Annotated in this window: 18 protein-coding genes, 1 other RNA gene and 2 pseudogenes; 4 read left to right on the top strand and 17 right to left on the bottom strand. The window is 61.9% G+C overall.

What is annotated here, in order from left to right; all coding sequences use genetic code 11:
• Both fadH and U1E69_RS14665 read right to left on the bottom strand, forming a co-directional pair.
• A pseudogene (gene fadH, locus U1E69_RS14660) lies at nt 1-608 on the bottom strand (NADPH-dependent 2,4-dienoyl-CoA reductase); the annotation flags it as partial.
• Nucleotides 609-670: 62 nt separating this feature from the next.
• Nucleotides 671-2044 (bottom strand): hypothetical protein, encoded by a 1374-nt coding sequence (locus tag U1E69_RS14665; RefSeq protein WP_322245121.1) that lies wholly within the window; start codon nt 2042-2044, stop codon nt 671-673.
• A 173-nt stretch (nt 2045-2217) separates the two neighbouring features.
• Between U1E69_RS14665 and ffs the strand changes: the two genes are divergently transcribed.
• Together ffs and U1E69_RS14675 are read left to right on the top strand one after the other, a co-directional pair.
• An RNA gene (gene ffs, locus U1E69_RS14670) (signal recognition particle sRNA small type) lies at nt 2218-2316 on the top strand.
• Nucleotides 2317-2473: 157 nt separating this feature from the next.
• Nucleotides 2474-4024, top strand: coding sequence for a tyrosine-type recombinase/integrase (locus tag U1E69_RS14675; protein ID WP_322245122.1), 1551 nt, complete (start codon nt 2474-2476; stop codon nt 4022-4024).
• Nucleotides 4025-4135: 111 nt separating this feature from the next.
• On the opposite strand, the gene U1E69_RS14680 is transcribed toward U1E69_RS14675, so the two are convergent.
• The 6 genes and pseudogenes from U1E69_RS14680 to U1E69_RS14705 form a co-directional block, all read right to left on the bottom strand.
• Entirely contained in the window at nt 4136-4693 is a 558-nt protein-coding gene (locus U1E69_RS14680) for a hypothetical protein (RefSeq protein ID WP_322245123.1), read from the bottom strand.
• Nucleotide 4694: 1 nt separating this feature from the next.
• Nucleotides 4695-8498 carry a type ISP restriction/modification enzyme gene (locus U1E69_RS14685; protein ID WP_322245233.1) on the bottom strand — a complete coding sequence of 1268 codons (3804 nt, stop codon included), beginning with the start codon at nt 8496-8498 and terminating at the stop codon, nt 4695-4697.
• A pseudogene (locus U1E69_RS14690) lies at nt 8493-9431 on the bottom strand (DEAD/DEAH box helicase family protein); the annotation flags it as partial. The pseudogene U1E69_RS14690 and the gene U1E69_RS14685, both read right to left, overlap by 6 nt.
• A 250-nt stretch (nt 9432-9681) precedes the next feature.
• Nucleotides 9682-10098, bottom strand: a complete 417-nt coding sequence (locus tag U1E69_RS14695) for a hypothetical protein (RefSeq protein ID WP_322245124.1) — start codon at nt 10096-10098, stop codon at nt 9682-9684.
• A complete protein-coding gene (locus U1E69_RS14700; protein WP_322245125.1) occupies nt 10091-11863 on the bottom strand; it encodes a DUF262 domain-containing protein in 1773 nt (590 codons plus the stop codon). Before U1E69_RS14700 ends, U1E69_RS14695 begins: the two co-directional genes overlap by 8 nt.
• A gap of 13 nt (nt 11864-11876) precedes the next feature.
• Nucleotides 11877-12143, bottom strand: coding sequence for a hypothetical protein (locus U1E69_RS14705; protein WP_322245126.1), 267 nt, complete (start codon nt 12141-12143; stop codon nt 11877-11879).
• A 158-nt stretch (nt 12144-12301) separates the two neighbouring features.
• Here U1E69_RS14705 and U1E69_RS14710 point away from each other — a divergent pair, with 158 nt between their 5' ends.
• Nucleotides 12302-12544 (top strand): helix-turn-helix transcriptional regulator, encoded by a 243-nt coding sequence (locus tag U1E69_RS14710; protein ID WP_322245127.1) that lies wholly within the window; start codon nt 12302-12304, stop codon nt 12542-12544.
• 65 nt (nt 12545-12609) lie between these two features.
• Here the strand turns inward: U1E69_RS14710 and U1E69_RS14715 are convergent, their stop codons facing one another.
• From U1E69_RS14715 to U1E69_RS14725, 3 genes are all read right to left on the bottom strand, one after another.
• On the bottom strand, nt 12610-13914 hold the full coding sequence (locus U1E69_RS14715) for a HipA domain-containing protein (RefSeq protein ID WP_322245128.1): 1305 nt from the start codon (nt 13912-13914) through the stop codon (nt 12610-12612).
• A gap of 2 nt (nt 13915-13916) precedes the next feature.
• The gene (locus U1E69_RS14720) at nt 13917-14135 is read right to left on the bottom strand and encodes a type II toxin-antitoxin system Y4mF family antitoxin (RefSeq protein ID WP_322245129.1); all 219 of its coding nucleotides are present in this window, start codon (nt 14133-14135) and stop codon (nt 13917-13919) included.
• A gap of 394 nt (nt 14136-14529) precedes the next feature.
• Nucleotides 14530-17295 carry a DUF3427 domain-containing protein gene (locus U1E69_RS14725; protein ID WP_322245130.1) on the bottom strand — a complete coding sequence of 922 codons (2766 nt, stop codon included), beginning with the start codon at nt 17293-17295 and terminating at the stop codon, nt 14530-14532.
• A 376-nt stretch (nt 17296-17671) separates the two neighbouring features.
• Between U1E69_RS14725 and U1E69_RS14730 the strand changes: the two genes are divergently transcribed.
• Entirely contained in the window at nt 17672-18730 is a 1059-nt protein-coding gene (locus U1E69_RS14730) for a hypothetical protein (protein ID WP_322245132.1), read from the top strand.
• An 810-nt stretch (nt 18731-19540) separates the two neighbouring features.
• Here U1E69_RS14730 and U1E69_RS14735 read toward each other — a convergent pair.
• The 6 genes from U1E69_RS14735 to xylF all read right to left on the bottom strand — a co-directional run bounded on the left by U1E69_RS14735 (nt 19541) and on the right by xylF (nt 26176).
• Entirely contained in the window at nt 19541-20320 is a 780-nt protein-coding gene (locus U1E69_RS14735) for a recombinase family protein (protein ID WP_322245134.1), read from the bottom strand.
• Nucleotides 20321-21164: 844 nt separating this feature from the next.
• Complete coding sequence (locus U1E69_RS14740) at nt 21165-21569, bottom strand: XRE family transcriptional regulator (protein WP_322245135.1); 405 nt, start codon at nt 21567-21569, stop codon at nt 21165-21167.
• A gap of 330 nt (nt 21570-21899) precedes the next feature.
• On the bottom strand, nt 21900-22970 hold the full coding sequence (locus U1E69_RS14745) for a Gfo/Idh/MocA family oxidoreductase (RefSeq protein ID WP_322245137.1): 1071 nt from the start codon (nt 22968-22970) through the stop codon (nt 21900-21902).
• Nucleotides 22971-23012: 42 nt separating this feature from the next.
• On the bottom strand, nt 23013-23777 hold the full coding sequence (locus U1E69_RS14750) for an ATP-binding cassette domain-containing protein (protein ID WP_322245138.1): 765 nt from the start codon (nt 23775-23777) through the stop codon (nt 23013-23015).
• A complete protein-coding gene (locus U1E69_RS14755; RefSeq protein ID WP_322245139.1) occupies nt 23774-25075 on the bottom strand; it encodes a sugar ABC transporter permease in 1302 nt (433 codons plus the stop codon). Before U1E69_RS14755 ends, U1E69_RS14750 begins: the two co-directional genes overlap by 4 nt.
• Nucleotides 25076-25153: 78 nt before the next feature.
• Entirely contained in the window at nt 25154-26176 is a 1023-nt protein-coding gene (gene xylF / locus U1E69_RS14760) for a D-xylose ABC transporter substrate-binding protein (protein WP_322245140.1), read from the bottom strand.
• Nucleotides 26177-26253 lie beyond the last annotated feature (77 nt).

Below are 26253 nucleotides of genomic sequence, written 5' to 3' on the forward strand. Positions count from 1 at the left end.
CGCACCCTGGCCACGACCTCGACCGGCAGGCGCATCCGGTTCTCATACGACCCGCCCCAACGATCCGACCGCCGATTGGTGTGGGTCACAAGGAACTGGTTCAGGAAATAGCCCTCGGACCCCATCACCTCGACACCGTCATAGCCTGCCTCGATGGCCCGCGCCGCTGCCGTGGCGATGTCGGCGATCTGCTTTTCGATCCCCTCTTCGTCCAGTTCACGCGGGGGGAACGGAGAGATCGGGGACTTGATCGCGGACGGAGCGACACATTCTTTGCCATAGGCATAGCGCCCCGCGTGCAGGATCTGCATGGCGATATGGCCGCCCTCGGCATGGACCGCGTCGGTCACACGGCGGTGATTGGTGATGTCCTGATCGGTGTACAGCCCAGCCGCTCCGGGAAACACCCCGCCCTCGCGGTTCGGCGCCATGCCCCCGGTCACGATCAGCCCCGCCCCGCCCCGCGCCCGCGCTGCATAGAAGGCCGCGACCCGGCCCCAGTCGCCCGTCTCCTCCAGCCCCGTGTGCATCGAGCCCATCAGGCTGCGGTTCCTAAGCGTCACCCCGGCCAGAGTGATCGGCGACAGAAGATGCGGATAGTCGGTCATTGTGGTCTCCCTTGCGGGGCAGAATGGCGAAGCGGGACCCGAACGTCACCCGGAACGCGGCGTCACAGCACCACGACCTGCGCCGGGTCCAGCAGCCACGGTGCGATGATCCCGCAGGTATCGGCCAGCGGCAGCAGGGTATCCGGCACCTGCATCCCGATGACCCGCTGCATGAACTCGGCCCGCAAGGCGCAGCGCCGGGCCAGGTTCGGATGCTTTCGCGCCAGATCCTCGCGCAGGTCATCGTCGGCGATCACGTAGCCGTCCTCCATCCGGGTCGAACCCCAGCGGGGATGCGCCGGGATCACGTCCATCTGCATCGCCATGCCCGAGGCAAGGGGGATGCCCGACTCTGGCATGATCGGCGAGGACATCCATTCATCCACCCCGATCAGATGGCCGGGGTTCAGGGTGATGCCAAAATCAGCGGGCAGGCGGTCATGGATCATCGCCCAGACCGCGCCCCCGGCCACCCCCGGTCGCATCATCCCGCACCAGTCGGACATGGCGCGGGTGTAGGGGAAAACGAACTCCTCCAGATAGCTCGCCGCCGTCGCGGGCAGGTCCTCGGCCCCTTGCGCCATCCATCCTGCGCGGCAGATGTTCGACCCCCAATGCGCGATGTTGAAGCTGGCAGGTACCCCACGCCGGATGCGGTCGCCCACCGGACCTGACAGACCCGGAGTCTCTCCCATCGCGAAGGTCAGGTGGCAACCAAGCGGCAGGCCTCCAATCCGTGCGGCCTCGACAGCGGCAAAATCCGTCATCCCCTCGCGGAAGGCAAAGACCATCCGCTTCAGGGCTGCGGCGGCCATGTGGTTCGAAAACTCCAGCCGGGCGATCTCGTCCACCGTCACGCGCGCCCGAAGCCCGTGGCCGGGGTGCATGAAAAGGGCCGTCGCATTCTCGACCCGCCCGGCCCGCTGGCGCAGGGGGTCGGCCAGAAAGGCCGGGATGTCCAACGCCAAAGCCGGGTCCTGCCCCGGGGGCAGCTCGTCCGAGCCATACCACTTCCACCCCACGGCACCGACCTTGGAGTCCGCAGGAATCACGTCCTCCAGCCACTGCCACAACCGCCGCGACTCCCTTGGCTGGCTTGGCAACGACAGCGAGGCACACAGCCCGGTCCGCACCCGACCCGCCGCGACCAGCGGGGAAACCACTGTGTAGGCCAGGCACTCGTTCCCCGCGATCAGCAGGGCATCGCCCTCGGTCACGACCAGCACCGCTTCTTCGAAGCGCGGATCGAACCCGGTCAGCCAGTGCAGGTTCGCCGCATGCTCACGGTCGCCGTAGACGACAAGCGCGGCATAGCCCGCCCCCGCCATCGCCGCCCGCACCGACGTCAGCCGCTCCTCGGCCTCGGCCAGGGAAAAGGCGGGCGGCAGGTCTGGCGTCCCGTGGTCCGGCCAGTCAAGGCGCTGCAATCGTGTCATCCTGGTCTCCCCCCGGGTACGGACCTCAGGATTGCATTCCCCGGCCCGCTTCGTCGAGCATTCCGTGCAGGTCTGGCGCTGTTCCCGCGGGGGATGCGACGGGACCGACGCGGCAACCGGACGTCGGCCGAGACCTTCCTTGCGAATCCCGCAGGCCCCGCCTATATGACGCGTGAGAGGTTGGCGCGGGCAGGCGCCTCGCCAACCCGGTCAGGTCCGGAAGGAAGCAGCCGTAACGAGCCCCGCTTGGGTCGTTGTCCAGCCTCTCACCAAACCACCCCTTAAGGTCTTGATGCGCAAGAACCCCCTTGAACTCAAGGGGTTGGTGCCGTTTTCTGTGCCAGAACACGTGCCAGAATGAGGTCGAACATGGCGGGGCAAGTTAGACATCTTAAGGTCAAGGATGGTCGCTTCTATGCTCGCATCGCTATGCCCGTTTCGCTTCGGCAGTTTGTCGGCCGTTCGGAGTTGACCGCTCCGCTGTGTGGCGAACGGCGTGCTGCCTTGAAACAGTTGCCGGCGGCAGTAGCGGTTCTTCAGCGTCAACTCGCACTCGTCTCACCTGGAGCGTCGACGGCACCAGCAGTGGAGGCGACGAAGCATAAGAACCTCAGCGTTCAACAGATCGCACTTCGTTCCTACGCAGACCGGCTGGAGCAGGACAGAATTCTCAGAGAGACGACTACTGCCTGGGCAAGCACCACGATCGATACCGACTATGCCGCTCGTCTGCGGGAGGGAATCGCAGGCAAGTTGACCGACAGCGACCTCGATGAACTGGTCGGACATCGCATCGCAGGTTTTCGAGTGCTGGGCGATACCAACGTGAGAATCGGATCGACGGACTGGCGTCGACTCGCGGTCGCCTTGTGCGCCGCGGAATACGAAGCCTTGGAGCGCGTTGTTGAACGGGACGAGGGTGACTTTGCAGGGAAACCTAGACATCCCTTGCTGCAGCCTCTGGACGACCAAGAGCAGGTGGAGCCGGCAGACTTGCTCGAACTCTGGGAGGCTTACGTCGCAAAACGTCAGAAGGAAGGGTCCATGCAGGATGGGGGCCGAAGGCAGGTCCTTGCTGTGAAGAGCCTGATCGACTTCACCAAGACGTCGAACGCGAATGATCTGACCAAGAAGGACATTCATGCTTGGCATGACCACCTTCTGGCCAAGCTGTCAGTCAAGACCATTGCGAAAGTCTATTTGCCTACGATCCGGTCACTGTTCAGCTGGGCCGTTAAGCGTGAACTAATGAACATCAACCCGGCCGAGGACGTGAGTCAGGTTGCCCCGAAGACCGTGCGCTCCAGGGAAGCGGGTTACACCGACCCGGAGGCTCTGATGCAGCTGACGGCAGCACTGACTTATCAGCCTAAGTTGAGTAGTCAGGGGAAAGTTCTGGAGAACATCAAGGTCACGGCAGCGAAGCGATGGGTTCCTCTTCTCTGCGCATTTACCGGTGCTCGGATCGGCGAGCTAACCCAGCTGCGCCGCGAAGACCTGCGCCACGAGCAGGGCAGCTGGATCGCACGGATCACTCCTGACGCCGGCTCCGTGAAGACAAAGCAGTATCGGGATGTGCCACTGCATCCCCAGCTCATCGAACTCGGTTTCTCGGACTATTTCGAGGGGCTGGCCGACGGGCCCATCTTCAACATGTCGCCCGAGCCGTCGCGCAACCGCATCCACGCTCAGAAGCTGGCAAACAGACTGAGGGACTGGCTCCACGAAGAGAAACTTGTGCCGAAGGACCTGCAGCCGTGTCACGGCTGGCGGCATCGGTTCAAGACAGTCGAGATCGAACTTGGCATCTCTGAGCGAGTAATCGACGCTATTCAGGGCCACGCGGGGCGTCGGGCGGCTGATGACTATGGCGACGTGACGATCAAGGCACGGTGCGATGCCATCGCACGCTTTCCAGCCTTCAACCTGGGTAGTGCGGCAGTTGAGAAGGACCGCACCGGTCAGACCTCGGAGAAATAGTCCTCGTTGACCGAGTGGATGGTGTAGGAGCGCTTCAACTTGAGGTAGACTGCGTTGAGCCCCAAATCGCTTCGTCCATGGCGCAGTAGATCATCCGTCGGCAGTAACGCATCAGCGTCCACCAGGTTTACCAAGCCGTGGCGTCAACTGGCGCCAGACGGTGTCCTCAAGCTCCTGCCGGACTTCGCGATCGCCGCCGTTCAGGATCGGTTGCAGGCTAACTGACAAGGTTTCCTCGGTTTCCACGCACCATCGACCGAGATGCAAGGCGTAGGTCAGAGGGTGGGCCTGCCAAAGGTGCTCACGCAGTCGCTTCTTCACATCCTCCGAGCTTCCCACATAGAGCGTTGCTGAACCCTCGGTGCCCTTGTTTTCCTTGGGCGCAGCAAAGTCCCGTGCAGCTCGCGCCGGCAAACCGTTCACCAGTTGGCCTGCAATCGCGGCATCTGCCAGACGGATCACGTAGAGCGTCGGTTGTGCTTTCGGATAGGGCCAGATGTCACCCGACAGCCAGGTTGTTACGCCGGCGTCTGCCTCTCCCTGCCGAAGTTCGCGCAGCAGAAAGTTCCTCTCTACCGTCGGTCCGAGGGTCACTGCTCGGAGTGCCTCTGCTCGGCCGAGTAGCCTTTGCCTGGCCAAGTTGATCAAAGCTTCGTCAACGATGGTCATATCATATCTCCAACGGAGGTAGAGCCCTGACGATCTTCATCGTCTCCAGGCTGACGGTGATCACGCGGCGGAGGAGGTCGAAGGGGTAGCGCGGGTCGCCGACGGTTTCGTTCGCGTAGTCGTTCGCGTCGTTGATGATGCCGCTGTCCGTGTCCTGCTTGACGGCCTGGCGCTCCATCACCCAGCTGATGGCGGGCTTGCCGTTCACGACGTAATCGTAAGCTTCCAGCGGCACGTCGATCAGGGTGATGTTCGGGTTGTAGTGGATGACCGAGCGGTCCTTGCCCTTGCCGAAGGCCATCTTCTCGACCCTGAAGAAGCGCACCGGATCGTCGATGGAGGCGAGGGACAGGTCGCCCTGTTTCAGGGTCACCGGGTAGGGCTCCACGGTCTCGTAGCCGACGTGGAGATCCCCCAGGGCGCGGCCGGCCTGGACGAAGGCCCAGAAGTCGGCTGTCTGCTTCACGCAGGGGATGCGGGGCAGTTCCTTGGTCAGGTTGTCGGCGAAGCGGCGGCGGTAGTCCTCGGAGTGCAGGAGGCCGTAGGTGTAGTAGAAGATGTCATCCTTGGTGATCGTCTCGCCCGGGTAGGCCGTCTGGAAGTGAGCGAGGCCCGCGTCGGTGATACCGTGGCGGGTGCGGAAGGTGGGCTTGGCGTCTTCGACCACCGAGAACAGATCGTCCTCGGCGTCGGTGTCGGCGCGGTCGTAGAGTGTCAGAGGGAAGCATTGGGAGCCGGCAGCGACTGACGCGACACAATGCTCGGGCAACCGATCAACCATGCACACCGTGAAGTTTGCCACGCCTCTCGCCGCAGTCATAGAGATCGCTCGGTTAGCAACTGTTGCGACCGGGAAGATAGCTGGAATCTGATAGACCCGTTCGTTCAGGCGACGACTGAAGTATAGCCACTGCCGAAAGAACGGCCTGTAAGTCGCAGGCACAATTTCCCCGTCAGAATATGCTAGCGGCTTATGGCGAATGAGATCGTTCTGGAGTGCACTCGACCATGAGATTGCGCCGGGATTCTCCTTAAGGAACTCGTCTGCGGGCCTGGTTGGATCAGCCGCGCGTGCGATCCGGAAGGCTTCAAGTTGCTCGTTGTAGTAATCGACCGTGTATCGGATCGACTGCTCCAGGCGCTCTCTCGACGAGTTGAAGCACCACACATCACGCTGGGTCTTTAGACCAGCCGAGTAGTTCTCGAAGAGCACTGGCGTGGCCTTATCCTTCTTGTCCCCAATGCTGATGAAACCAGTGACGCTGTCATCCCGCTGTTTCAACCAGTCGCCGTGATCGTCGGGCAGGACCTGTTGCCAGCCTTGCTTCGCGCCGATGCCGTTGATGCTGCGAAAAGCGGCGACGATCTTCAGCTTGTCTTCGCGGGCCAGATAGTCGCCGATGTCGTGGTAGAAGACCTGTCCCTGCTTTTCTGCACTTGGGTTCTTCACGAAGAGGGTGATGGCGACAGGTGCTCGACTTCCCTCTCCGAAGATGTTGCCACTTTCCTTTCGGCGCTGCTCACCGGAGGTTCGCGCGTTGCCGCGCAAGTGAAATACATGGATCGAAGCGAACTCATCGACGAGCGATTTGCGCATCCCGTCGGCGGTGTTGGCATCGACCCAGCCGCCGTTGGTGACGTAAGCCAGAACCCCACTCTCCCCCAGCCGATCTGAACCCCAGCGGATGGCCCGGATGTAGCTGTCGTAAAGAGCGTTCTTGTTGGTCGCAGTGGACCGGGCGGCATAGGTCTCGCCGATGCGGCCATCGAGATGCGGATAGTCGATGTGCTGCGACACGGCGTAGGGCGGGTTTCCCATGATGACGCGAATGTCGAGCTCCTGCTGGCGTCGGCGGCGCTCAGAGTTGTCGGGCATGACCAGGGCGAGTTCGTCCTGCCCCTCGCTCATCGCGAAGGTATCGGTCAGCAGGATGCCGTTGAAGGGGGCGTAGGCTCCCGAGAGGCCCTCGTAGACGCTCTCGATGTTGATCGCGGCGATGTAGTAGGCCAGAAGCACGATCTCGTTCGCGTGAAGCTCGTGGCGGAACTTGTGCTCCAGCTCCTCGGGCGCGATCAGGCCGGACTGGAGCAGCCGGGTGATGAAGGTGCCCGTGCCGGTAAATGGGTCGATGATGTGGACGCCCTTTGACCCGAGGGTCTGGCCGAACTCATCCTGGAGCACGTCGTTGACCGAGCGGATGATAAAGTCGACGATCTCGATCGGCGTGTAGACGATGCCCAGCTTGTCACGGGTGCCCTTGAAGGCGACGCCGAAGAAGTTGTCGTAGAGCTGGCGGATCAGCTCCTGCTTCGCGGCGGGGTCGGTGATGCCCCGCGCCTTGTTGCGGACGCTGGCATAGAAATCGTCGAGGTCGCGGCTCTCCTTCTCCAGGTGCTCGCCTTCGAGCGCGTCCAGCACGCCCTGGATGGCGCGGGAGACCGGGTTCTCTTGCGTGAAGGTATGGCCTTCGAAGAGGGCGTCGAAAACGGGGCGGGTGATGATGTGCTGGGCCAGCATCTCCACCGCTTCCTGTTCGGTGATGCCGCTGTTCAGGTCATCGCGGATCTCGGCCAGGAAGGCATCGAAGGCTTGCCGTGCGGGGCTGTCCGGGACCGAAAGGATCGCCTCCAACCGGGTGATGTGGGCCATCGCGATGTCGCGGAGGCTGGAGGCCCAGCGGTCCCAGTATTCCCTGTCCCCGCACTTCTTGACGATCTTCGCCATGATCGCACGGCTGAAGTCGTCGAGGACCATGTTGGGCAGTTCTGGTTCGCGCGTGTCTTCCAAGACGATTTCGTCGTCAGCGTTGTCACGGCCGGAGCCGGTGATGCCCGACCGCTTGGCAGCGGTCTTGCTGGGCAGATTCTCGACTGTGGCCGTAACCGACTGCAGCTCTCTGCTGTCGAGGCCAATGATCTCGATCCGGTCCGAGACGTCCTGACCCAGGGACATCTGGTTGATGGTGGCGTCGAAGCGCTCGTCATGGGCGCGGAGGGCGTTCAGGAGTTGCCAGACGACGCGATACTTCTCGTTGTCGTTCAGTGCCTCTTCTGGCGACTTGTCGGAAGGCACCCCGACGGGAAGGATGACGTAGCCCATGCGCTTGCCTGGCGCACGGCGCATGACCCGCCCGACCGACTGCACGACGTCGATCTGGGACTTCCTCGGGTGCAGGAACATGATCGCGTCGAGGGCCGGCACGTCGACGCCCTCGGAAAGGCACCTGTTGGTAAGGATCCGGCAGGTCTGATCCTCGGTCTCGGCCTTGAGCCAGTCCAGCAGCTCTCCACGGGTCTTGGCGTTGAAGGTGCCGTCAACGTGGTGGATCTCGCAGTTCAGCTGGTGGCGCGCGAGATCGCCTTCCCGCATCTGCACCTCAGTCGAGCCGAGGTATTCGGTGACTACTGCGGAGAACTCGTCGCGGACCAGCTTGGAGGACGCAATGTCCCGACAGAAAGCCAGCGCGCGTCGCATGGGCTGCGTGTCGGCTCCCAGGTCTGCCTGGATGTCCATCTTCGTGAGAGCCTTGTAGCAGCCCAGGATGCGTGTGGCATCGTCGAGAACCAGCCCGCTCGTCGGATCGGCCATGCGGCTCTGCAGGGAGCGCGCCACGAGACCTTCGTCCATGGTGAGCACGATAACCTTGTAGTCGGTCAGTAGGCCCTCTTGGACGGCCCAGCCGAAGCCACGGTAGAAGAGCGTGGGGCCGAAGATTGTCTCGTCATCCATCGTCGCCAGGGTGACGCCCAGGTCGCCGGCCTTCGACTTGGCGCTGTCGCCGTAGATCCGCGGCGTGGCGGTCATGTAGAGGCGCTTGCGGGCGTTCACCACGTCATCACGGTGCACTCGGACGAAATTGCTTTCTTCCTGCCCATCGAGGGTGGCGCCGGTGGTGCGGTGGGCTTCGTCGCAGATGATTAGGTCGAAGCGTGCCATGCCGTGCTTCAGCTGCGCGTCAGACACGGTCAGGATCGACTGGTAGGTGGCGAAGATCACCGTCATCTTGCCTGGTGCCGGGTCGGCCACGCCGGCCGCAAGTGCGGCCGCGTCCGTCGTAGCAGGGAACGCCAGATCGAGCGTGCTGATCTCGGCCACGTCATCTTTGGCGACACGACGCTTGCCGACTTGGGTATCAGAGCAAACCGCGAAGGAGCGCAGGGGCGTCTTGGTGTCGTTCGTCCACTCCCGCACAGTCTGCGCCATCAGGGCGAGCGACGGGACTAGGAACAAGACCGTTCTGTCCGCGCCCGAAAGGTCTTCCGCGATCTTCAGGGCGGTGAAGGTCTTGCCCGTGCCACAGGCCATGATGATCTTGCCACGATCACGTTGGGCCAGACCAGACCGGACAGCATCCAAGGCATCGACCTGGTGCGGACGTAGCTCCTTCTTCGCCTCCAGGACCACTTCCTGCTTGGCGGCGAAGTGTGCCCACTGGATCGGAGAGGCACGCATGTCGACGAGACCGATCCGCAGCTCCGGGATCGTCTGACCAATCAGCATGGCTTCAGCATTCTCCGACCACTCAGTCTCCGTCGAGTCCATCACGATCCGACGCGAAAAAGGTGCCTTGGACGACGCAGACAAGAAGGAGTCGATGTCCGCCTTTGCGATCTTGTGCTTGGCCGCGTAGAATTTGCACTGAATAGCGACATAGCCGTCGTGGCCACGTAGCTTCGCAACGAGGTCAATCCCGACGTCCTTACCGTTCCAGCCGTGAGCGGATGCCCAGTCAGCCCACGTCCGGACCTGCTCCTATTGTTCCGCTTGAATAGGGTCGTGCTGCAAGAACGCTGCGCAAAGCCGCTCGTAGTAGGTGCCCTTTTCTCGCTCGGTTGATGCAGAAACCCGGTAAGTCTCGAGAAGGGCATCAAGCGATAAAGTCATGAATCCACCGTGAATACGTAACTGACCTTAAGTGCTGCCACAGCGGTGGGCAATCACCAAGACCCCATGGGACCTGACGCACAGACATCGCGGCGCGACCTTATCAGCAGCCATGCAGCAGACCGCGCAATAGCAGCTCCATCTCATCGACAGTTGCGATCTCGAAGCGCACCAGATCCGCATTAGAAAGGTCCCGCATCGCCTTCAAGGCCGCGTGTCGACCATATATCGGCTTAGTGCCAGCCCCGCCGGGTTGGTAAAGATCAATGGCCGGATACGCCTTACAAGCAATACCGGCGTCCAGAACAGCACAGGTGAAGCGTTGCTCTACCCAGAGGTAGGCTCCAGAGGTGTCATGCTTTTCGAACATCATGCTGATGCGATCGCCGCTTGATGTCTGCAGAACGTATCGTGCGGCCAGTTTGCCTTGGTGGCCTGCTGGATGTTCCCTCGCGACGGCCTCCAGTCGATCGAGGCAGGCGCGCTTGAGGGTTGCACGCGGCGAGGTCGACTCAGACATTTTTCGCCCGACCCAGCACCTTCGCCAACCGCTTGCGGATCAGTTTCTCGCGTTCCCTGACGAACTCCGGCAATGCCATGACGTCGCAAAGGTCGAGGCGCTGCGGGATCATGTGCTGCTCGTGGAAATCCAGCCTGCGCCCGGTGATCCAAGAACGGAAGGGGAGGTCGCTCTTCTCGATGTTCTCGTCGGACCGAAGCAGCTGCAGGTTCCCCAGCCGGTTGACTGCGTCCGTGATTTCCTCGACCCGATAGTCCGGGATGTTCCGGCCACGAAGGACGCTTTTCTGGGCGTCCGACTGCGGGACGATATGATCGAGGTGCCAGGTCGAACCAGACCAATCCACGTCGTGATAGAGGAGCGACAGGGCGACGAAGGTCCGGGGCTTGCCGTATTGCAGGTCTAGGATCTCCTCGATGACCCGGTCGTCGACCTGCGAGATTCGGCCGCTGCGCGCCATCGCATCGAAGAGCTTCTGGGTCGGGAAGTCGCGCTCGCGAGCCAGCCGAACGTGGTCGCGGATGACGGCCCGGGCAGTTGAGATCGTTTGGTCCGACGTCCCCGAGAAAGCTCCGACGAGAAGGCTGTTCAGGAGCCAGAAATGCATCGACGCGCCGTTGATCCGTTCGAACTCGCTTGACCCTCGGAAGTCGAAGTCGGGCGTGTTGTAGAGGTAGTAGGTGATCGGCAGGATCGCGTTCACCGAACCGAGGTTGTCAGCAACGAGACCGTGGCGGTTGATCAGTCGGAAGGTGTTCTCGATCGCCTGTTTGATCCGCGGCCAATTTGCCTCGATGTCTGCGATGGCTTCAGCCGTGAAGTTGCGGACGTTGTAGGCCACGTCGAGATCACAGAGCACCAAGCTTGCCTTCAGGACGAAGTCCTTGGTGATCCGGTTGACGGCGCCTATACCCTTGTTGATGTGATCGACGAAGCCGAAGATGTCGTCCCTGGCAGTCCCCGAGGACCACTTGGAGGTGATCATCGACATCAGAAGGTCCGCTTTGGACAGCTTGGTCCCGCCATCATTGGCGCGCACGAAGATGTCGAGGACGCGGTCGGGAGACTGATCGGTTTCCGTGTAGAAGTTGACCGCTTCGTCCTGCCAGATCACCCGGTGCAGCCGCCGTAGATTGGCCTCGGCCAACTGGCGCTCTTGAGTCGAGGTCTTCTCGGACAGTTCCGCCAGCACCTTTGCGACCAGCGCCTCCAGACGCTCCGGCCCTTCATGGTCCAACATCGCGCCAAGCTTGAACCAGTGGCGGCGGGCGGTGTTCGGGGGCTTTCTTTCGTGGAAGGCCAGGCCATAGGTGATCCCGAGGTCGCTCTCCTCCTCCTCATCCACTTCTGTCGGATCCTTCAAGAGGTCCAGCCAGAGCGTCTTCGCGATCCAGGACGAGGCATTGGCCTTGCGGGCACCCTTGGCCTTTTCCGTATAGGTGCCGCGCAGCCCGATCAGGAGCGAAGTGAGCCGCTGCTGGCCGTCAAGCACCAGGACAACTTTGCGCCCCTCGCCCGAGGTCACTTCGTTACGAACGTCCGGGCGGTAGTGTTCGATGAACTTGTAGCAGCGCACCTCTGCCTTGGTCTCGTCGTCAAGGGCCCAGAACATGAAGCTGCTGATCGGATAGCCTTTCAGCAGAGAGTCGAAGAGCGCGATGACCTGGCCCGCGTCCCAGACGAAGGGGCGCTGGATCGCCGGTAGCAAATGGGTCTGGTTGACGGTGCCGATAATGGTGCCGATTGTCGAAGAGGCATAGGACAAGGAAGGGCTCCACTCAGTTCAGTTTCGGCAGGTTGGCCGGGTCGATCACGCCGGGGGCGTTCGCCATGTCCGTCAGGGCGTCCATCACGGCTTCGTTCTTCGAAGCCATGAATAGGGCCATCGCCTTGAAGACCGCATCAAGCTGGGCGACCTCGGCGTCGGTCATGTCCGCGCCGCTGGCGAGTTTGGCACTGAGCGCGATGTGTCCCGTGCCCAAGACGAGGAAATCGGTCGTGCCGTCCGCCCGGCAGATGACGAGGGCATCTCCCTCCTTGGGCATTGCGGGATCCGACTTTGCGTCGGTAGAGGTAAGCGGTAACTTACTTAGCGTTTTCAATCGGTAAGCCTTCCTGAGGATGCGTCGGAAGCGAACTTCCACAGGAGTCACGAACAACTGTTCGTGGCCGTCTGTCAATCCTTCCGGCACCGAATTTCCGCATGGAGCGGGTATATTCAGAGCTGGTCGGAGCCTTCGCGCAAGTGCTGGTGCGCGCGCGTGCCGAGGCAAAGCTCTCGCAGGAGAAGCTGGCCGAGCGTGCGAACATCTCCACCCGGTACGTCAGCTACCTGGAAACCGGGGAGCGACAGCCGACGCTTACGATCCTCAGGGCGGTGAGCCTTGGTCTGGGGCTGCCCATGAGCGAGTTACTGGCGCGGGTCGAAACTGCGTTGAAGCGGTAGTCAACACGCCATAGGCCGTCACTGCAACCGGCGTTCCTTCGCTTCAAAGGGGCTTGTAGTGACCATCACGGCCGGTTGATGACGACCAGATCGCGCTCGGGAATCTTTACATCGACCCCCACGGTGGGGGCCAGCCATCGCGCCTGTTCTGCGATGGCGTCACCGATCCGCTTCCGCGTAGGTCCGTTCATTTCCGGGATCATGGCAACCATCGCCTGACTGATGTTCCCGAGGCGTTGCATCAACGTGCCCGTGGCGCGGGGAAAGCCCAGAGCGACGATGAAGGTTCGCATGTCGTCAGCCGTAATGTCATCCGTCATCGCTGCAGCGCCGATGTTGAACGAGAGATGGTGAAGCACCTGATCGTCGATCAGGACCGGAGCCACGTCGTAGACCGGCGCGAGGTCTGGCCGTGCTCCGCGATAAAGGAGCGCATGGTTCTTGGCGTGGTTGTCGGTGTTCCCCAGGAGCAGGTTTGCCAGGGTGATCTCTACGAATGCCTGCCGTGCCGGACCAGGTGCTGCAGTCTGGTCCAGAACCGCCCGGATCGTTTCGGCGCAGAAACGTCGGCTGCCTGTCCCGTTACGCTCATATTTGAGCTGCGGCCCGAGACCGAGCGCCTGGGCGAAATCCTCTTGGTGCAGGCGGCTGACGATCGCGCCGTTCACGACGCGATCGAACCGCTGAACGAGGAGACCACGCAAGTCACCCTCACCGATGACCGCGGTGGCTGCCACGGGATGCTTCTGCACCTTGGCCATGATCCCCATCAGGAGGTGCTCCTGCTCGACGGTCGTCATCTCGCCTGCGCGCGGAACCTTCAGGATGTGTGTGGTGGGGACATTGAGCCCCGCCTTCGGCAAGCCAAAGGTTCCGTCCGGGCGCTGCGCGAGGGCGATCTTGCCCTGCACGCCGGCGAGCGGTGAGGGATCACCAGTGTCATCGGGAACGCGTCGGAAGTCGCGCAGCGAGCGCATGATCCTGCGCAGATCGTCGCCCGAGAGCGGTTCATAGTCGGCCTCGAGGTTGCCCGGGACCTTTGCAGGACCGCGCCCGATCGGCACGCAGGAGATCGATCCCGGGCAGTCAGCGCCCAGATAGGCCAAGAGGCCCACGACGTCCGAGAAGTCGATCCCGTGCCGTTGCATCACCTGTTCGCGTTGGGCGTTCTCGAAGAGCAGGTTTGAGAAGAACCCACGTGACAGACTGTCGCCGTAAGGCTCTTCGCGCACGGGCAAGGACAAGGATAGCGGGTGCGGCAAGCCGTCGGTCAAGTATCGAAAGGAGATTGCACCGTCTTCGGCACGGGCAAGGCGACCGGCTGGGGTGGTCATTCCCTCGAGAAAGACATCGAGGTCCAGCGACGCCACGGTCAGACCTTGGCCTCGAGCTGCAGACCGAGATCGCGGCAGATCTGCAGGACCAGTCCCAGGCGGGCATTCTCCTTGCCGTTCTCGATCGCGCTGACCGTTGCAAGCGTCACCCCGCTTTGCAGCGCGACGTCGGACTGCCGAAGGCCGAGCGCCTTCCGCCGGGCACGGATGGCGGCACCAAAATCGGCGGGAGTTCCAAGAGGGCGCGAACCGGACATGATTGCTACGATCGTTGATATTCATCTGACAGTGCGGGAGTTAGAAAGAAATGTCAACGTTCGCGTAAATTCACCGAAACAGCCAGCGGATCCTGCCCCAGATTGCACGATCGTGGAAATATGGGAGGTTGCGCGCGTCCCCGATCGGCTGGGGCAGAACGCAACCCCATCGCTCAGCCCGGATCCTTCTAGGACTTCGCTACTGTCCCGTGCGACCAGTGCCCCTGGGGATGTCGAGCCATTCCTTGCGTGGGCGATCACTTCAGGAAGGCTCGGATGCCCAACGGAATGCTGATCGTCTGTCCGAACCCCAGCGCGGCGCGGGATCATGTGGCACTCAACGGCGCAAGCTCGGTCCCTTTGCAGAGGGAAGTCCCGAGCTTCTAAGGCATGACTACCGGATCTCAAGGCCCGCACGCAGATGGACGGGCACCAGCTCTTGCAGTTCCCAGGTCACGGTGATCGGGTTCTCCCCGATCCATGTTTCGTAGCGAGGACGTCCACAGTAGAGGAACGGCGCGGCTTTGCCATTGCGGAGCTTGCCGTTGCGCACGAACAGGTGGACGCGCGCACCTGGCTCGGTTCCCTGGATCATCCGACCGATCTGACTGTCGCGACGTGTCTGGGTCTGGCTCTGCCACTGCATGTGGAGCGGATCGAGAAAGTGGTCTTCGTAATGGTTCCCGGTCGTGAGACTTCCCTTCTTGAGCGTCGTGAGCAGAATCAGGGTGCTGTCGACACGAACGATTCCGGAGTTCCAGTTACCGGGGCTGAATCGGGCTCCGAACAAGGGCGCGATATCCTCCCGGAGGTATTCACGCCACAGCGCCGGTCCGCCCGGTTCAAATGGTGCAGGGGGATCATCACCCTCTGAACGTGGCATGGTGAAAGCGCGCCAGTCGGCGAGTTCCTGGATCATGGCGATGCCAGCACCGGTCGGGTCTGCCCGCGTAAGCTGAAGCCGCCCCTCCTGAGCCCTGAGCAGTGGGTTGAATGCCCAGTAGGCAAGTCCTTCCGGGGCCGCGGGCCGGCCTGAGATCAGGCTATGCAGCGCCTGGACAGCCTCCGCGCTCAGCACCCTGTCGCGCTCGATCTGGCGCAGGAGATCGCCGATCGTGGCGAGGGCTGCAGCATCGACCTGGTCCCCCATGTCCCGCACGAAGTCGAACCAGCCGCCATGACCACTTTTCGACGGATCGAACCCCATGGCTGCCATCTCGGCCGCAGTGGGTCGCTGGCCGTTCCGCAGTCGGAAGTCGCGATACTGACCCTCCATCTCCTCTGCTCCGGACTTAGGGCGCAGAAGATCGCGGAGGATGTCTACGACCTTCAGGTCGTAGGTCACACTGCATCCGGCGGGCAGAGCGAAGGTGCCGTTCATGACCTGATCGAGCTTTTGCGCCAGGGACCGATCACCCGGGCCGGCGATCAGGAGTGCCCGCAGCTTGGTCAGAAAGATCCGGTGGTTGCCGATGTAATCGATCACCTGCAGCACCTTGCCTTCGACCCGACGAAGTCCCCGGCCGAGCTGCTGCAGCCAAAGGATGACACTCTCAGTCGGCCGGAGCATCAACACCGTGCCGATGTTCGGCACGTCGACCCCCTCGTTGAACATGTCCACGGCGAAGAGAATATCGATCTCAGCCCGTCCCAGCTGCTCCAGCGACGTGGTGCGCGGCGCGGAGCCGGAACCGGAATGCACAGCCACGGCGCGGAAGCCGTGCCTGCGAAAATGGTCTGCCATGAACTCGGCGTGACGGACGGAACAACAGAAGCCGATGGCTGGTCCAGCTCGATGCCGTGTGAACTGCTCCAGGGCGTTCGCAGCCCGCGACTCGGTTGCGAGTGCAGCTTCCAAGGCCGTTGGGTCAAACTGCGTCGAGCGCCACGGGATCTGTGCATAGTCAACTTCGTCTGGCACACCGAGGTAGCGGAACGGAGCTAGAAGACCTGCTTCGATCCCAGCGAAAAGATCGCAGTGATAGACAAGGTTATCCCCGCAGAGCGCCAGAAGGTCGGCACCATCGGATCGATCCGGTGTTGCTGTCAGGCCCAGCAGGAACCGGGGCGTGAAGTGGTCCAGCAGCCCACGGTAGCTTGCAGCGGAGGCATGGTGGAACTCGTCCACCACGATGTAATCGAACGCATCAGGCGCAAAGCGGCGCAAGTGACCAACCCTGCCGATCGTCTGGATTGAGGCAAAGAGGATATCGGCTGCTTCATCCTTCTCGGTGCCGTCGAACCGCCCGAAGCGGGCCTCCGGTCGGATCCGCCGAAACGAGCTCATGGCCTGCGACAGGATCTCGTCCCGGTGGGCGACGAACAGGACGCGGGCGAAGGGGAGACTGTCGAAGGCCGCTAGCCAGGTTTTGCCAAGCCCTGTAGCCAGCACCACGAGCCCGGCCCAGTGGCCTGAACGCCGCGTCTCTGCAAGAGCATCCAGGGCTGCCCGCTGGATGCTGTGGGGTTCCGGGGGTTTCACATCTGGCTCTGCCGCCAAAATGCTGCGTGCGAGACTGGTTGGCGGTCTCGACTGACGTCTGGCACCGTAGGACTTGATCCATTCGACACTTAGGGGCTGTGTCTGAGGGTGCGACCAGAGGCTATCGAAGGCCGACGCGACGGCGTCAGCAGCGGTCTCGCTGTGCAGGTTCCATTCGACTCCGGAGGTCAATGCCGTCCGGGACAGGTTCGAGCTGCCAACGATCGCAGATCCCCTGCCGCTCGCTGCCCGGAAGAGCCACGCCTTGGGATGAAAGCTGCCGCCGCCACTTTCAAACACCCTGACTTGCGCACCCTCCAGATCCAAGAGACGCGCCAAGGCCGCCGGCTCGGTGACGTCCATATAGTCCCCGACGACCATCCGCAGGCGGCCACCGCGATCAATCAGGTCACGGAACCACGGCGTGATAAGCTGCACCCCGGACTCCATCGCGAAGGCCACCGCGATGTCGACGTGATCGGCTTGGTCGATCGCTCCCGTCAGCAAGGGCAGAAGCGGGTCATCGGACCCGGTGGTCAGTTGCGCCGCGGGTGTCATGGTGGTGATCGGCCGGAGGCGCAGGTGCCCGTTCTCAGTGACGATCTGAAATCCCATCGCCCCATGGCTCAACACCTTACCGAGGTGCGCCAGAAGCTCGAACTGCTCGGCGACCGTCAAATCTGCCCAGGAGCCAACGTGCCGAGGGGCGCAAAGCCCATGGGCGTGACCCTGGCAGATCGGACAGTCCGACGAATCCGCGACCAACTTACGCTCCAGCTCTGCGGCCAGGCTAGAGGAGCGGCCCGCGCTGTCCAGGAGCTAGTTGGGCCTTTTTGCGCATTGCATCGGGCAAGCCGCTATATTTGCAACGCCCAGCCCCTGCGGACGTAGGTCCATCACCATGTTGTCTGTCCCTCTGCTCTATCGAAGCGGGTCTGCCCCGGCCGCGCATATTGAGTTCCGGCGCGAAGATCTTCCATCCGCGCAGGCTCGGCACAGAAATCGCTACGCGCTAGTTCCACGTCTGAAACTCTCCAAATTCCGCTGTCGCGCTGTGATCGATTTCGTTGAAGTCCTGATCACGACGAAAAGGAACACCGACCGCAATGCCGTTCGGCGGTGGGTTGCTGAGTGCATCGGAGAGTCATCTATCTGGTGCAAGCAAGTCGACGGCAGCAAGAATTCGGCCTGCCAGTTCCGCGTCAGCATCTATGATCCGACGGTATCGCTTTTGATGCGTCTTGATAAACGTATCGCTGACAGTCCTGCAGGTCTGGCTCGCTCGATTGAGATTTCCGAGCTCGAGATCAGCGTCGACTTCTACTCCCGTTCAGGCAGTGATGAAGAACGGCTCGCTATGTTTGGTATCTTGCAGCGCACTCTGCTTCCGGCAACGAGCATGTGGGAACAGAAGCGGATGCACCCACGCTTCACCTGGGGCAAGCAGAAGAACGAAACGAGATTTCTCCTGCCACGATCTCGAAGTGGAACTCTGCATCATAGCCTGCCGGACTCACCCTACCTCGACTCCACGGTCTACTACGGCGAGGAGAACTCGGACTGGGAGATACGCGTGCAGAACAAAGTCGCCGACCAGCGTCGGGATACTGATGCACGCACGCTCAATCGGCACGAAAAACGCGCGCGGATAGAGGTGACGCTAGCGGGCGACAGGCTAACCGCTCTGAAGCTGAAGACCCTCGGCGATCTTGACAGAGTCAGCTTCACGACGGTTCAGGGCGAGTTCTTCCACTTCGCCCTGCCGACGTTCACCGAGAGTGCATTCCATCCGCAACTTCAATCTGCCGAAGATGAGCTGAACCGTCGTGAACGGGAGCAGTTCAGAGGTGGAGGCGTCGCCTGCCTTGAAAGGCTACGGAGCGCGAAGAAGCAGTGGCTGCAGACGGTGCCCACAAGGATGACCGGAATGAAGATTAGCCACCTGCAGCAACTGCGGAACCACCTTCGGGCCAAGGGGATCGCGTTGAAGGACCGACGAGCCGGGCGCGGTCTCCGGGGGACGACGGTTGCTTATGCAGAACTCAACGACATGGTTCGCTCGGCCCTGCGTGACCTGGAGCGCCGGATCAAGGGTGGGGAGAAGCGGTCGTGAGAGGATGCCGCGTTGCCCTGAAGCGAGCGGCCGCCTGCAACTCACTCCCCAAGGCACGCCAGTCGGGGAAGGGCTGCTCGCCCTCGCACGGGAGACGTTCCAGGAGGGGGATTGAGTGATGGGGTGATGCGAGGAGTGACGACGAAGATGTAAGTAAGCACGTAATGAATAGTCATCAGGGCCATGTCCACGGGATCGCCTGCTTCGCCTGGTTTTGATCGTGATCTGGAGCCCGAAGTCGAATTAAACGCCCAGAAAAACTTGCATCGTGCTTTTCGCTCCCGGGCGGAGAGACCCGCCATGACACGGTGATCAGGCTGTGGTGCGCGCTTCTTCCACCTTCGCTAGGGTGGGCTCATAAGCGGCTGATCTTACCTTGATGGTTCCTTGACGATCAAAGCCAAAAATTCGAGCGTCACGAGAGGTGCACGCGGACAGAGGAAGGTCCTTCGCGTTCCGGCGCAGGTGTGTAACGACGCGGCGCCGGTGCTTCGGTTCCGACCTGATCCGACAGAGGCCACCCGGATGGTTCTATTCCTGGCCTCAAGCAATGCGGTCATGTGCACGAACAGCGGCTACACAGTCGAAGCTGGTCCTATCTAACTGCGTCGGCCATGTCCGCTGGCTGCTGGATGACTTCCGTGCCATCACCGAGAGCCGCTGCCTGGTGCGTCTATCGAAGTCACCGCTGCACCCATAGCTCGGCGATGCTGGAGGCCCACCAGCGACCGCCCCATGATGTGTGGCGTGCTACTGCAGGCCCGGGGAGACAGCGGACGCTCAGGCACTCGCGGAACGATCCGGCAGGGTTCAGAAGAGCCCAAACAGCGGGTCATCGTCGATCTGCGTGTTGTCAGCATCTTCTTCGGCCAGTAGCACCGCGCGTGCCTTATTCAGGGGTGTCCGAACGCGGCCCATGGTCCAGAGCCCGCCGTGGCCCGTCCTTAGCCCGCGGGTGTTGAGAAGATCGGCAACCTCCTGCTGGGTGAGATCGGACTGGCCCGGCGTGCTGCGCAGGATCTTGGCGATCTCCAGCACGAGAGCCTCAGCCTTTCGACTCATGCCCTCCGCGCCGGAAGCCTGCACTTGTTTGATCTTTGCGTTTCCAAAGACGGCACCGTCGCGCTTCTTCTGGGCCATACCCTCTTTGGTTCTCTGCGAAATCAGATCCCGTTCGTGCTGAGCTTTTGCGAACCGGGCACGCTTTGCAGCTCGTTCGAAGCCTTCGCTCTCCTCGATCGAGAAAATGCGATCGCGATCTGGCAAGAGCTCATGGATAAGGTCAACCGCGTCTGCATTCCGGGAGAGCCGCGACCAGTTCCAGACAACAAGAAGGCCATCCTGCTCACGGCACTTCCGCAGCGCCATTTGCAGAACTTCGCGATCATGGACGCTGCTCGCGCCAGCCCCAGTGGCGACTTCGCGGTAGACAAACGCCACCGGAAGCTGAAGATCCTCTGCAAAATTCCTGATCGCGATCTCTTGGATGTCCAGACTTACGCCGTGCTTCCCCTGATCTTCAGTAGATACCCGCGCGTAGCCCACGATCACTTTCGCACCGTCGTGCCCGCCCGCCGATCTCTTCGCCATCACAGACTCCTTGCTTTCATGCAGATGCCTGCCAGCCGTCCCGTCGAATGTGAAGAAGGATATTGAAGGATAATGCGTGGGAGAGGGAGGGGAGAGGCGTGAGGAGACCTATCCGATCCCCCCTAGGAGTCCGTGCACCGCGAAGGTGCGGTTTCCTATGGGTGTCGTCGGATTCGGGAGGTCGTCCGGTGCCAGGGTGCGGACGCAGTTCAGATCGGCAGCGCCGCACACACTATCCACATGAAGATCGATACACGCAGATAGCTACTTCAGGATCGAGCTACATTGCTGTGCCTGATGGTTTCCGCGCGCCGACACGACACACTTGCTTTGGTCCGCCTTGTGGCCTTGGGCTCCGTCACTCGGTCGCGAGGCATGCTCGAAGTGCCGGACACCAAGTTTGCATTATCGCGTTTTTCCAGGGCGGTCGAGTTTTTCCCATCTCATGGACGAAAAGCCCATGTTTCTAAGGCTTTCACGTTCTGCACGAGGAGATAATGTAAACCACTTTTCGTCGATTTCGCCGCCGTTTCGAGCCATTAGTCAACCGAAACACTCCCCGATGACAACCGGACGTCAACCTGCTGTAAACCGCCGGCTGCGCCTGAGGCCATGATGCCGTTGCATAGCAATGCACCCGGTCGAAGGCACCCGGCGAACAACTCAGAGTCCATCCCCCTCCCGGCTGCTGAAGAAGTCTTTCATCGACATTCCAGCCGGGAAGTTCGGCGCCGGCACCTGGCCGTCGCAGATGATTCGCAGCACCATGATCCACCGAAACTCGTTCTCGGTCAGTGGGAAATCTGCAGCGCCCCCGACGTCGGCTTCTATGCTCGCGCCCTCCCTACGCGCCATGCTTGAGCACCTCCACCAAGGCTTTCTCCGCCTGAGCAGTTGGCTCTGTAGCGCTTCCACCCGATGCATCCCGGAAGGTCGAAAGCCACTTGAGCTCGTCGTCGGATACGGGGGCGCTGAGCAACAGAACCAGTATCTGCAGCATTTCGGTGCCATAGCTCTGCTCGATCGCCAGGCGCATCAAGAAGGCCGGATCCACCTCGAGTGCCTTAGCGAGCAGCGGGACCCGATCCAGCGCCAGTTTCGACGATCCCGTTTTCAGCATCGTGATGAAGTTCGCGTTCCTGAACCCGGCTTCTATGGCGATGTCGGCTTGGGTCTTATGGCGAAGCTCGCCGATACGCTGATCGATGAACTGTGCGAGGCGGGTGGACGCATAGGGTGTCGTGGGCATGTCTTCTCCTTGAGAAACCAGCACGTTGCTGTGCTATGTCTCAAGAATAGCGTTCGATTGCATGGGAAGAGCGTGGGGGGGTGAGTGGCGAATTGCTCTAACCGCGGACGGGTATCGACACTTGTTCCTACGTTGCCCTGAATAACCGCCTACCCAGTCCAACCCAGTTAGTTTGAACAGGCGTGCCTAAGTCCAAGCGCGCTGGTCGTTGATGGCCGACCGGCTGACCTCTATGTCGTGGAGTCGACTCCGGGTAGCTAGTCGGGGCGAAGGGCACTACGTCTTACCAAAACTCTCGGTCCAAATAGTCCAAGCTAGGTGCCGTCCCGATCATATGAGCAGTCGCTTACTCGTGGGAGGGAAAGAACGCACTATCGAAGTGGTGATGCCAGCTCTGAACGGTTGCCGATCCAGGCGGACCGTGTTGCAACTCCGTGCCGCGTCGTCGATCGCAAGAAGCGCGCGCATGTCAGCCAATCCCTCTTCGCAATCGGCTTCAGGTGGGTTGCGGGTCAGGATGCAGTCCGAAAAGTAGGCGATCTGACCCGAGAAGTGGTCCACCTGCTGGAACGGAACGACCGTCTCCTTTCCGTCGGCGCGGATCGTCATCCGAAGCGCCGAGTCGAACTTGAACGCGGGGTCGAGGATCAGCTCGCCGGACGAACCGACGATCCGGATCGATTCAGATGTGCCCGAGCCGAAAGAACAGAAAAATTGCGCCAGCCGGTCGCCGGGAAATCTCAGCGTGACAGCCAGGCTCGCGTCGATTTCGGTGAAACGTGGATCGCCTGGCGGGCGGCTTGCCATAGCCTGCACCGCGATGGGTTCGGCTGCAAAGACATGGCGCGCGGCGTTCAGGCAGTAGACGCCGACATCCGGTAGCGCACCGCCCCAGTGGCTTGCATTAAGGCGATGGTTACCCAGCTGCGACTGGAACCCAAAGGTGGATGTGAAGAAGACTGGCTCGCCGATCTGCCCGGAGCGGACGGCTTCGATCATCCCGTGCGTGCCGGGTTCGTTGTGCAGCCGGTAGGCCGTCATCAGGAAGGCGCTGCTAGCCTTTGCTGCTGCCACCATAGCCTCGCCCTCGGCCAAGGACGTCGCGAGAGGCTTTTCTACCATAACATGCTTGCCCGCCCGCAGCGCGCGGATCGTGTAGTCCGCATGCATGGAGTTCGGCAGCGCGATGTAGACCGCGTCAATGCGGTCACTGGCGATCAGCTCATCGTAGCCAGAGTAGGCCACGAGTTCGGGCACGCAATGAAACTCCGCCAGCCTGCGTGCAACGTCCGGACTGCCGGACACAATGGCCTGCATGCGGGAGTTCCCGGTCGCGGCAACGGCGGGCATGAAGGCTTCCTGCGAGATCCAGCCCGCACCGACCACGGCGTAACGTATCATGGGTTCACCTTGAGAAGACGGAGGAGACCCAAGTGGCACCCATCAGGCCGCCAGATGGGCCGGTTTCTTGCCGAGGATGATCATGCCCAGGATGTCATCATCGGTGACTTCATCGACGTTCACCGTCCCGACAAGCTGGCCGTTCTTCATCACCGAGGCACGGTCGCACAGCTTCATGACGTTGTGGATGTCATGCTCGATCAGGAAGATGCCCAGGCCTTGCGCCTTCAGCTCCTGGATCAGTTCAGCGACCATCTGGGTTTCATGCGGACCCAAGGCGGCGGTGGGTTCGTCCATGATCAGGATCTTGGCGTTGAAGTAGACCGCGCGGGCGATGGCGACCGACTGGCGCTGACCGCCGGACAGGGCGCTGACGGGGACGTTGAACTTGCGGAAGTTGGGGTTCAGTCGGCCCATGATCTTCCTCGTTTCGGCCTCCATCTTCGCGTCATCGACGATGCCGTGGCGCTTGATTTCGCGCCCCAGGAACAGGTTCGACGCAGCATCGAGGTTATCCGCCAGCGCAAGCGTCTGGTAGATCGTCTCGATGTTCAGGTCGCGGGCGTCGCGGGGGTTGTTGATCTCCACCTCCTGCCCGTTAATCGTGACCTGTCCACTGTCAGCCTTGTAGGCGCCCGACAGGCACTTGATCAGCGTCGACTTGCCTGCGCCGTTGTGGCCCAGAAGGCCGACGACTTCGCCTGGGTAAAGGTCAACCGAGACGTGGTCCACGGCCTTGATTCCCCCGAACGAGATCGAGATGTCGCGCAGTTCGACCAGTGCGGTGCCAGAGCGGTTGATGGTCATTTTGAAAGCCCCAGACGCTTGCGATAGAGGATGTCGACCCAGACGGCGATGATCAGCACGAGGCCGACGATGATGTTTTGGAACGGCGTGTCGACGCCTACCATGGCCATGCCGGACTGCAGCGACTGCATGATCAGCGCGCCAAGGACGGCGCCGTAGATCGTGCCGACGCCGCCGGCCAGGGCTGTGCCGCCGATCACCGCTGCGGCGATGACGCGAAGCTCCTCAAGCATGCCGATGTCGTTGCCGTGGCTTTGCAGGCGGGCCTGCGCAATCAGTGCCGCCAGGGCGCACAGGAAGCCCATGAGTGCGAAGATCTTCACCGTCAGCGCGCGGGTGTTGATGCCGGAGAGCTCGGCCGCGTCGGGGTTGCCGCCTGCTGCAAAGATGTAGCGGCCGAAGGTAGTCTTGCGGGCGACGACGGTCATCACCACGGCCACCGTAATCAGGATCAGGGCCGAGATCGGCACGCCATGCATGGCGGTATAGCCTTCCGGCATCACCTCGCCCTTGGCCTCGAACAGCCGCTTCAGCTTGGCCTCGGGGATCGGATACCGCGACAGCCAGCCGACGAAGAACAGGATCGCCCCGACGATCAGCCCGGCCATCACGCCCTCGGCCCACAGGGGCTTGACCACGAAGCCGTGGCTTTGCTTGTTGCGACGCGAGGCGAAGATGCCCCAGACCGCAAAACCCGAGGCGACAAGGCCGAAAATCCAGCTTGCCGTCGCGCCAAGGACACCCTCGGTGCCGCCGAACATCAGAAGGTTGGGGTCGGTGAGGCTGACTGACTGCCCGTTGGTGGTGAACCAGTTGACGTTGCGCCAGACGAACAGCCCGCCCAGCGTGACGATGAACGACGGGATGCGCTGATAGCCGACCAGCCAGCCGGTGATCGCGCCCATTCCCGTGCCGGCCGCAAAGCCGATCAGGATCGCGAGGCCCAAGATGACAGGATTGCCAAAATCGGTCCCGAAGATGTTTGGAAGCCAGGTCGCCTGGCACATTGCCATCACCGCCGAGCACATCGCCAGCATCGAGCCGACGGACAGGTCGATATGGCGGGCAACGATCACGAAGACCATGCCGCAGGCCATGATCGCCACCGGAACGGTCTGGACGGCGATGTTGAAGACGTTGCGTGGTCCGACGAAGGTGCCGCCCGTCCAGATCGTGAACACAAGTGCGACGGCGGCGAAGGCCATCAACATGCCCAGCAGCCGCACATCCAGCTCCAGCGTGTCGATCACACTGCGTCGGGACGCAACTTCCTGGGGCGCAAGCCCTGACTGCGACATGATGGTCCTCCCTCTCCCCCTGGTGCGGCGGCGCCCCGATGCTTCGGGACGCCGCCAATTCTTGGCCTTGCGGCTAGCTTACTCGCAGACGGCCACGCCGGTCACGCCAGCGCAGAGGACGTCTTTCGCGATCCAGCCCGCTTCCAGCACCAGGTTCAGGTTGTCCTTGGTGATCGGCTGCGGAGCCAGCAGAACCGCGTTCAGCTCTTTGCCGCCGGGCGAGGTGAACTTGGCTGCACCCGGGATCGCGTCCATCGCGGTGCCCGAAGCCAGAGCGACGGCGATTTCACCAGCGGTCTTGCCAAGCGCACGGCTGTCTTTCCAGACCGAAACGGTCTGGGTGCCGAGTGCCACACGGTTCAGTGCGGCCATGTCGCCGTCCTGACCCGAAACCGGGATACCGGCCATGCCCTGAGCGGTCAGCGCCGCGACAACGCCACCGGCGGTGCCGTCGTTCGAGGCGACGACAGCGTCAACGCCGTTGTCGGTCTCGGTCAGGATCTGCTCCATGTTCTTCTGGGCGTTGGCGGGCTGCCAGTCGTCCGTATAGGCCTCGCCGACGATGGTGATGTCACCGGCATCGATCGCCGCCTGCAGGACTTCCTGCTGGCCGCCGCGCAGGAAGTCTGCGTTCGGGTCAACGGGCGAGCCCTTGATCATGACGTAGCGGCCCTTCGGCATCGCGGCCAGAACGGCACGGGCCTGCATCCGGCCAACCTCGACGTTGTCGAAGGTCAGGTAGAAGGCGCGCGGGTCGTCGATCATGCGGTCATAGCCCACAACCGGGATACCGGCGTCGGCAGCGGCATCCAGAGCCGGCCCGATCGACGCCGAGTCCTGCGCCAGGATGATCAGAGCCGAGCAGCCCTGCGTGATCATGCCTTCGATGTCTGCCAGCTGCTTGGAGGCCGAGGTCTGCGCGTCAGCCGAGATGTATTCGGCCCCAGCGGCGTCCAAAGCGCCCTTGATTGCAGCTTCGTCGGTCTTCCAGCGCTCTTCGCGGAAGTTCGACCACGAAACACAGACCTTCATGTCCTGGGCCGCAGCCACCGAGGTCAGGCCCGCAATCGCGACGGATGCGAGCAGAAGAGATTTCTTCATTCCAGTTCCTCCCTGGGAATCACCGGCTTTTGCTGCCGGTCTGGCGACTATCGCCTGCAGTGATCTGACGCAGATGC

Origin of the sequence: Tabrizicola sp., from assembly GCF_034366665.1 — a bacterium.
Classification (GTDB): Bacteria; Pseudomonadota; Alphaproteobacteria; order Rhodobacterales; family Rhodobacteraceae; genus Tabrizicola.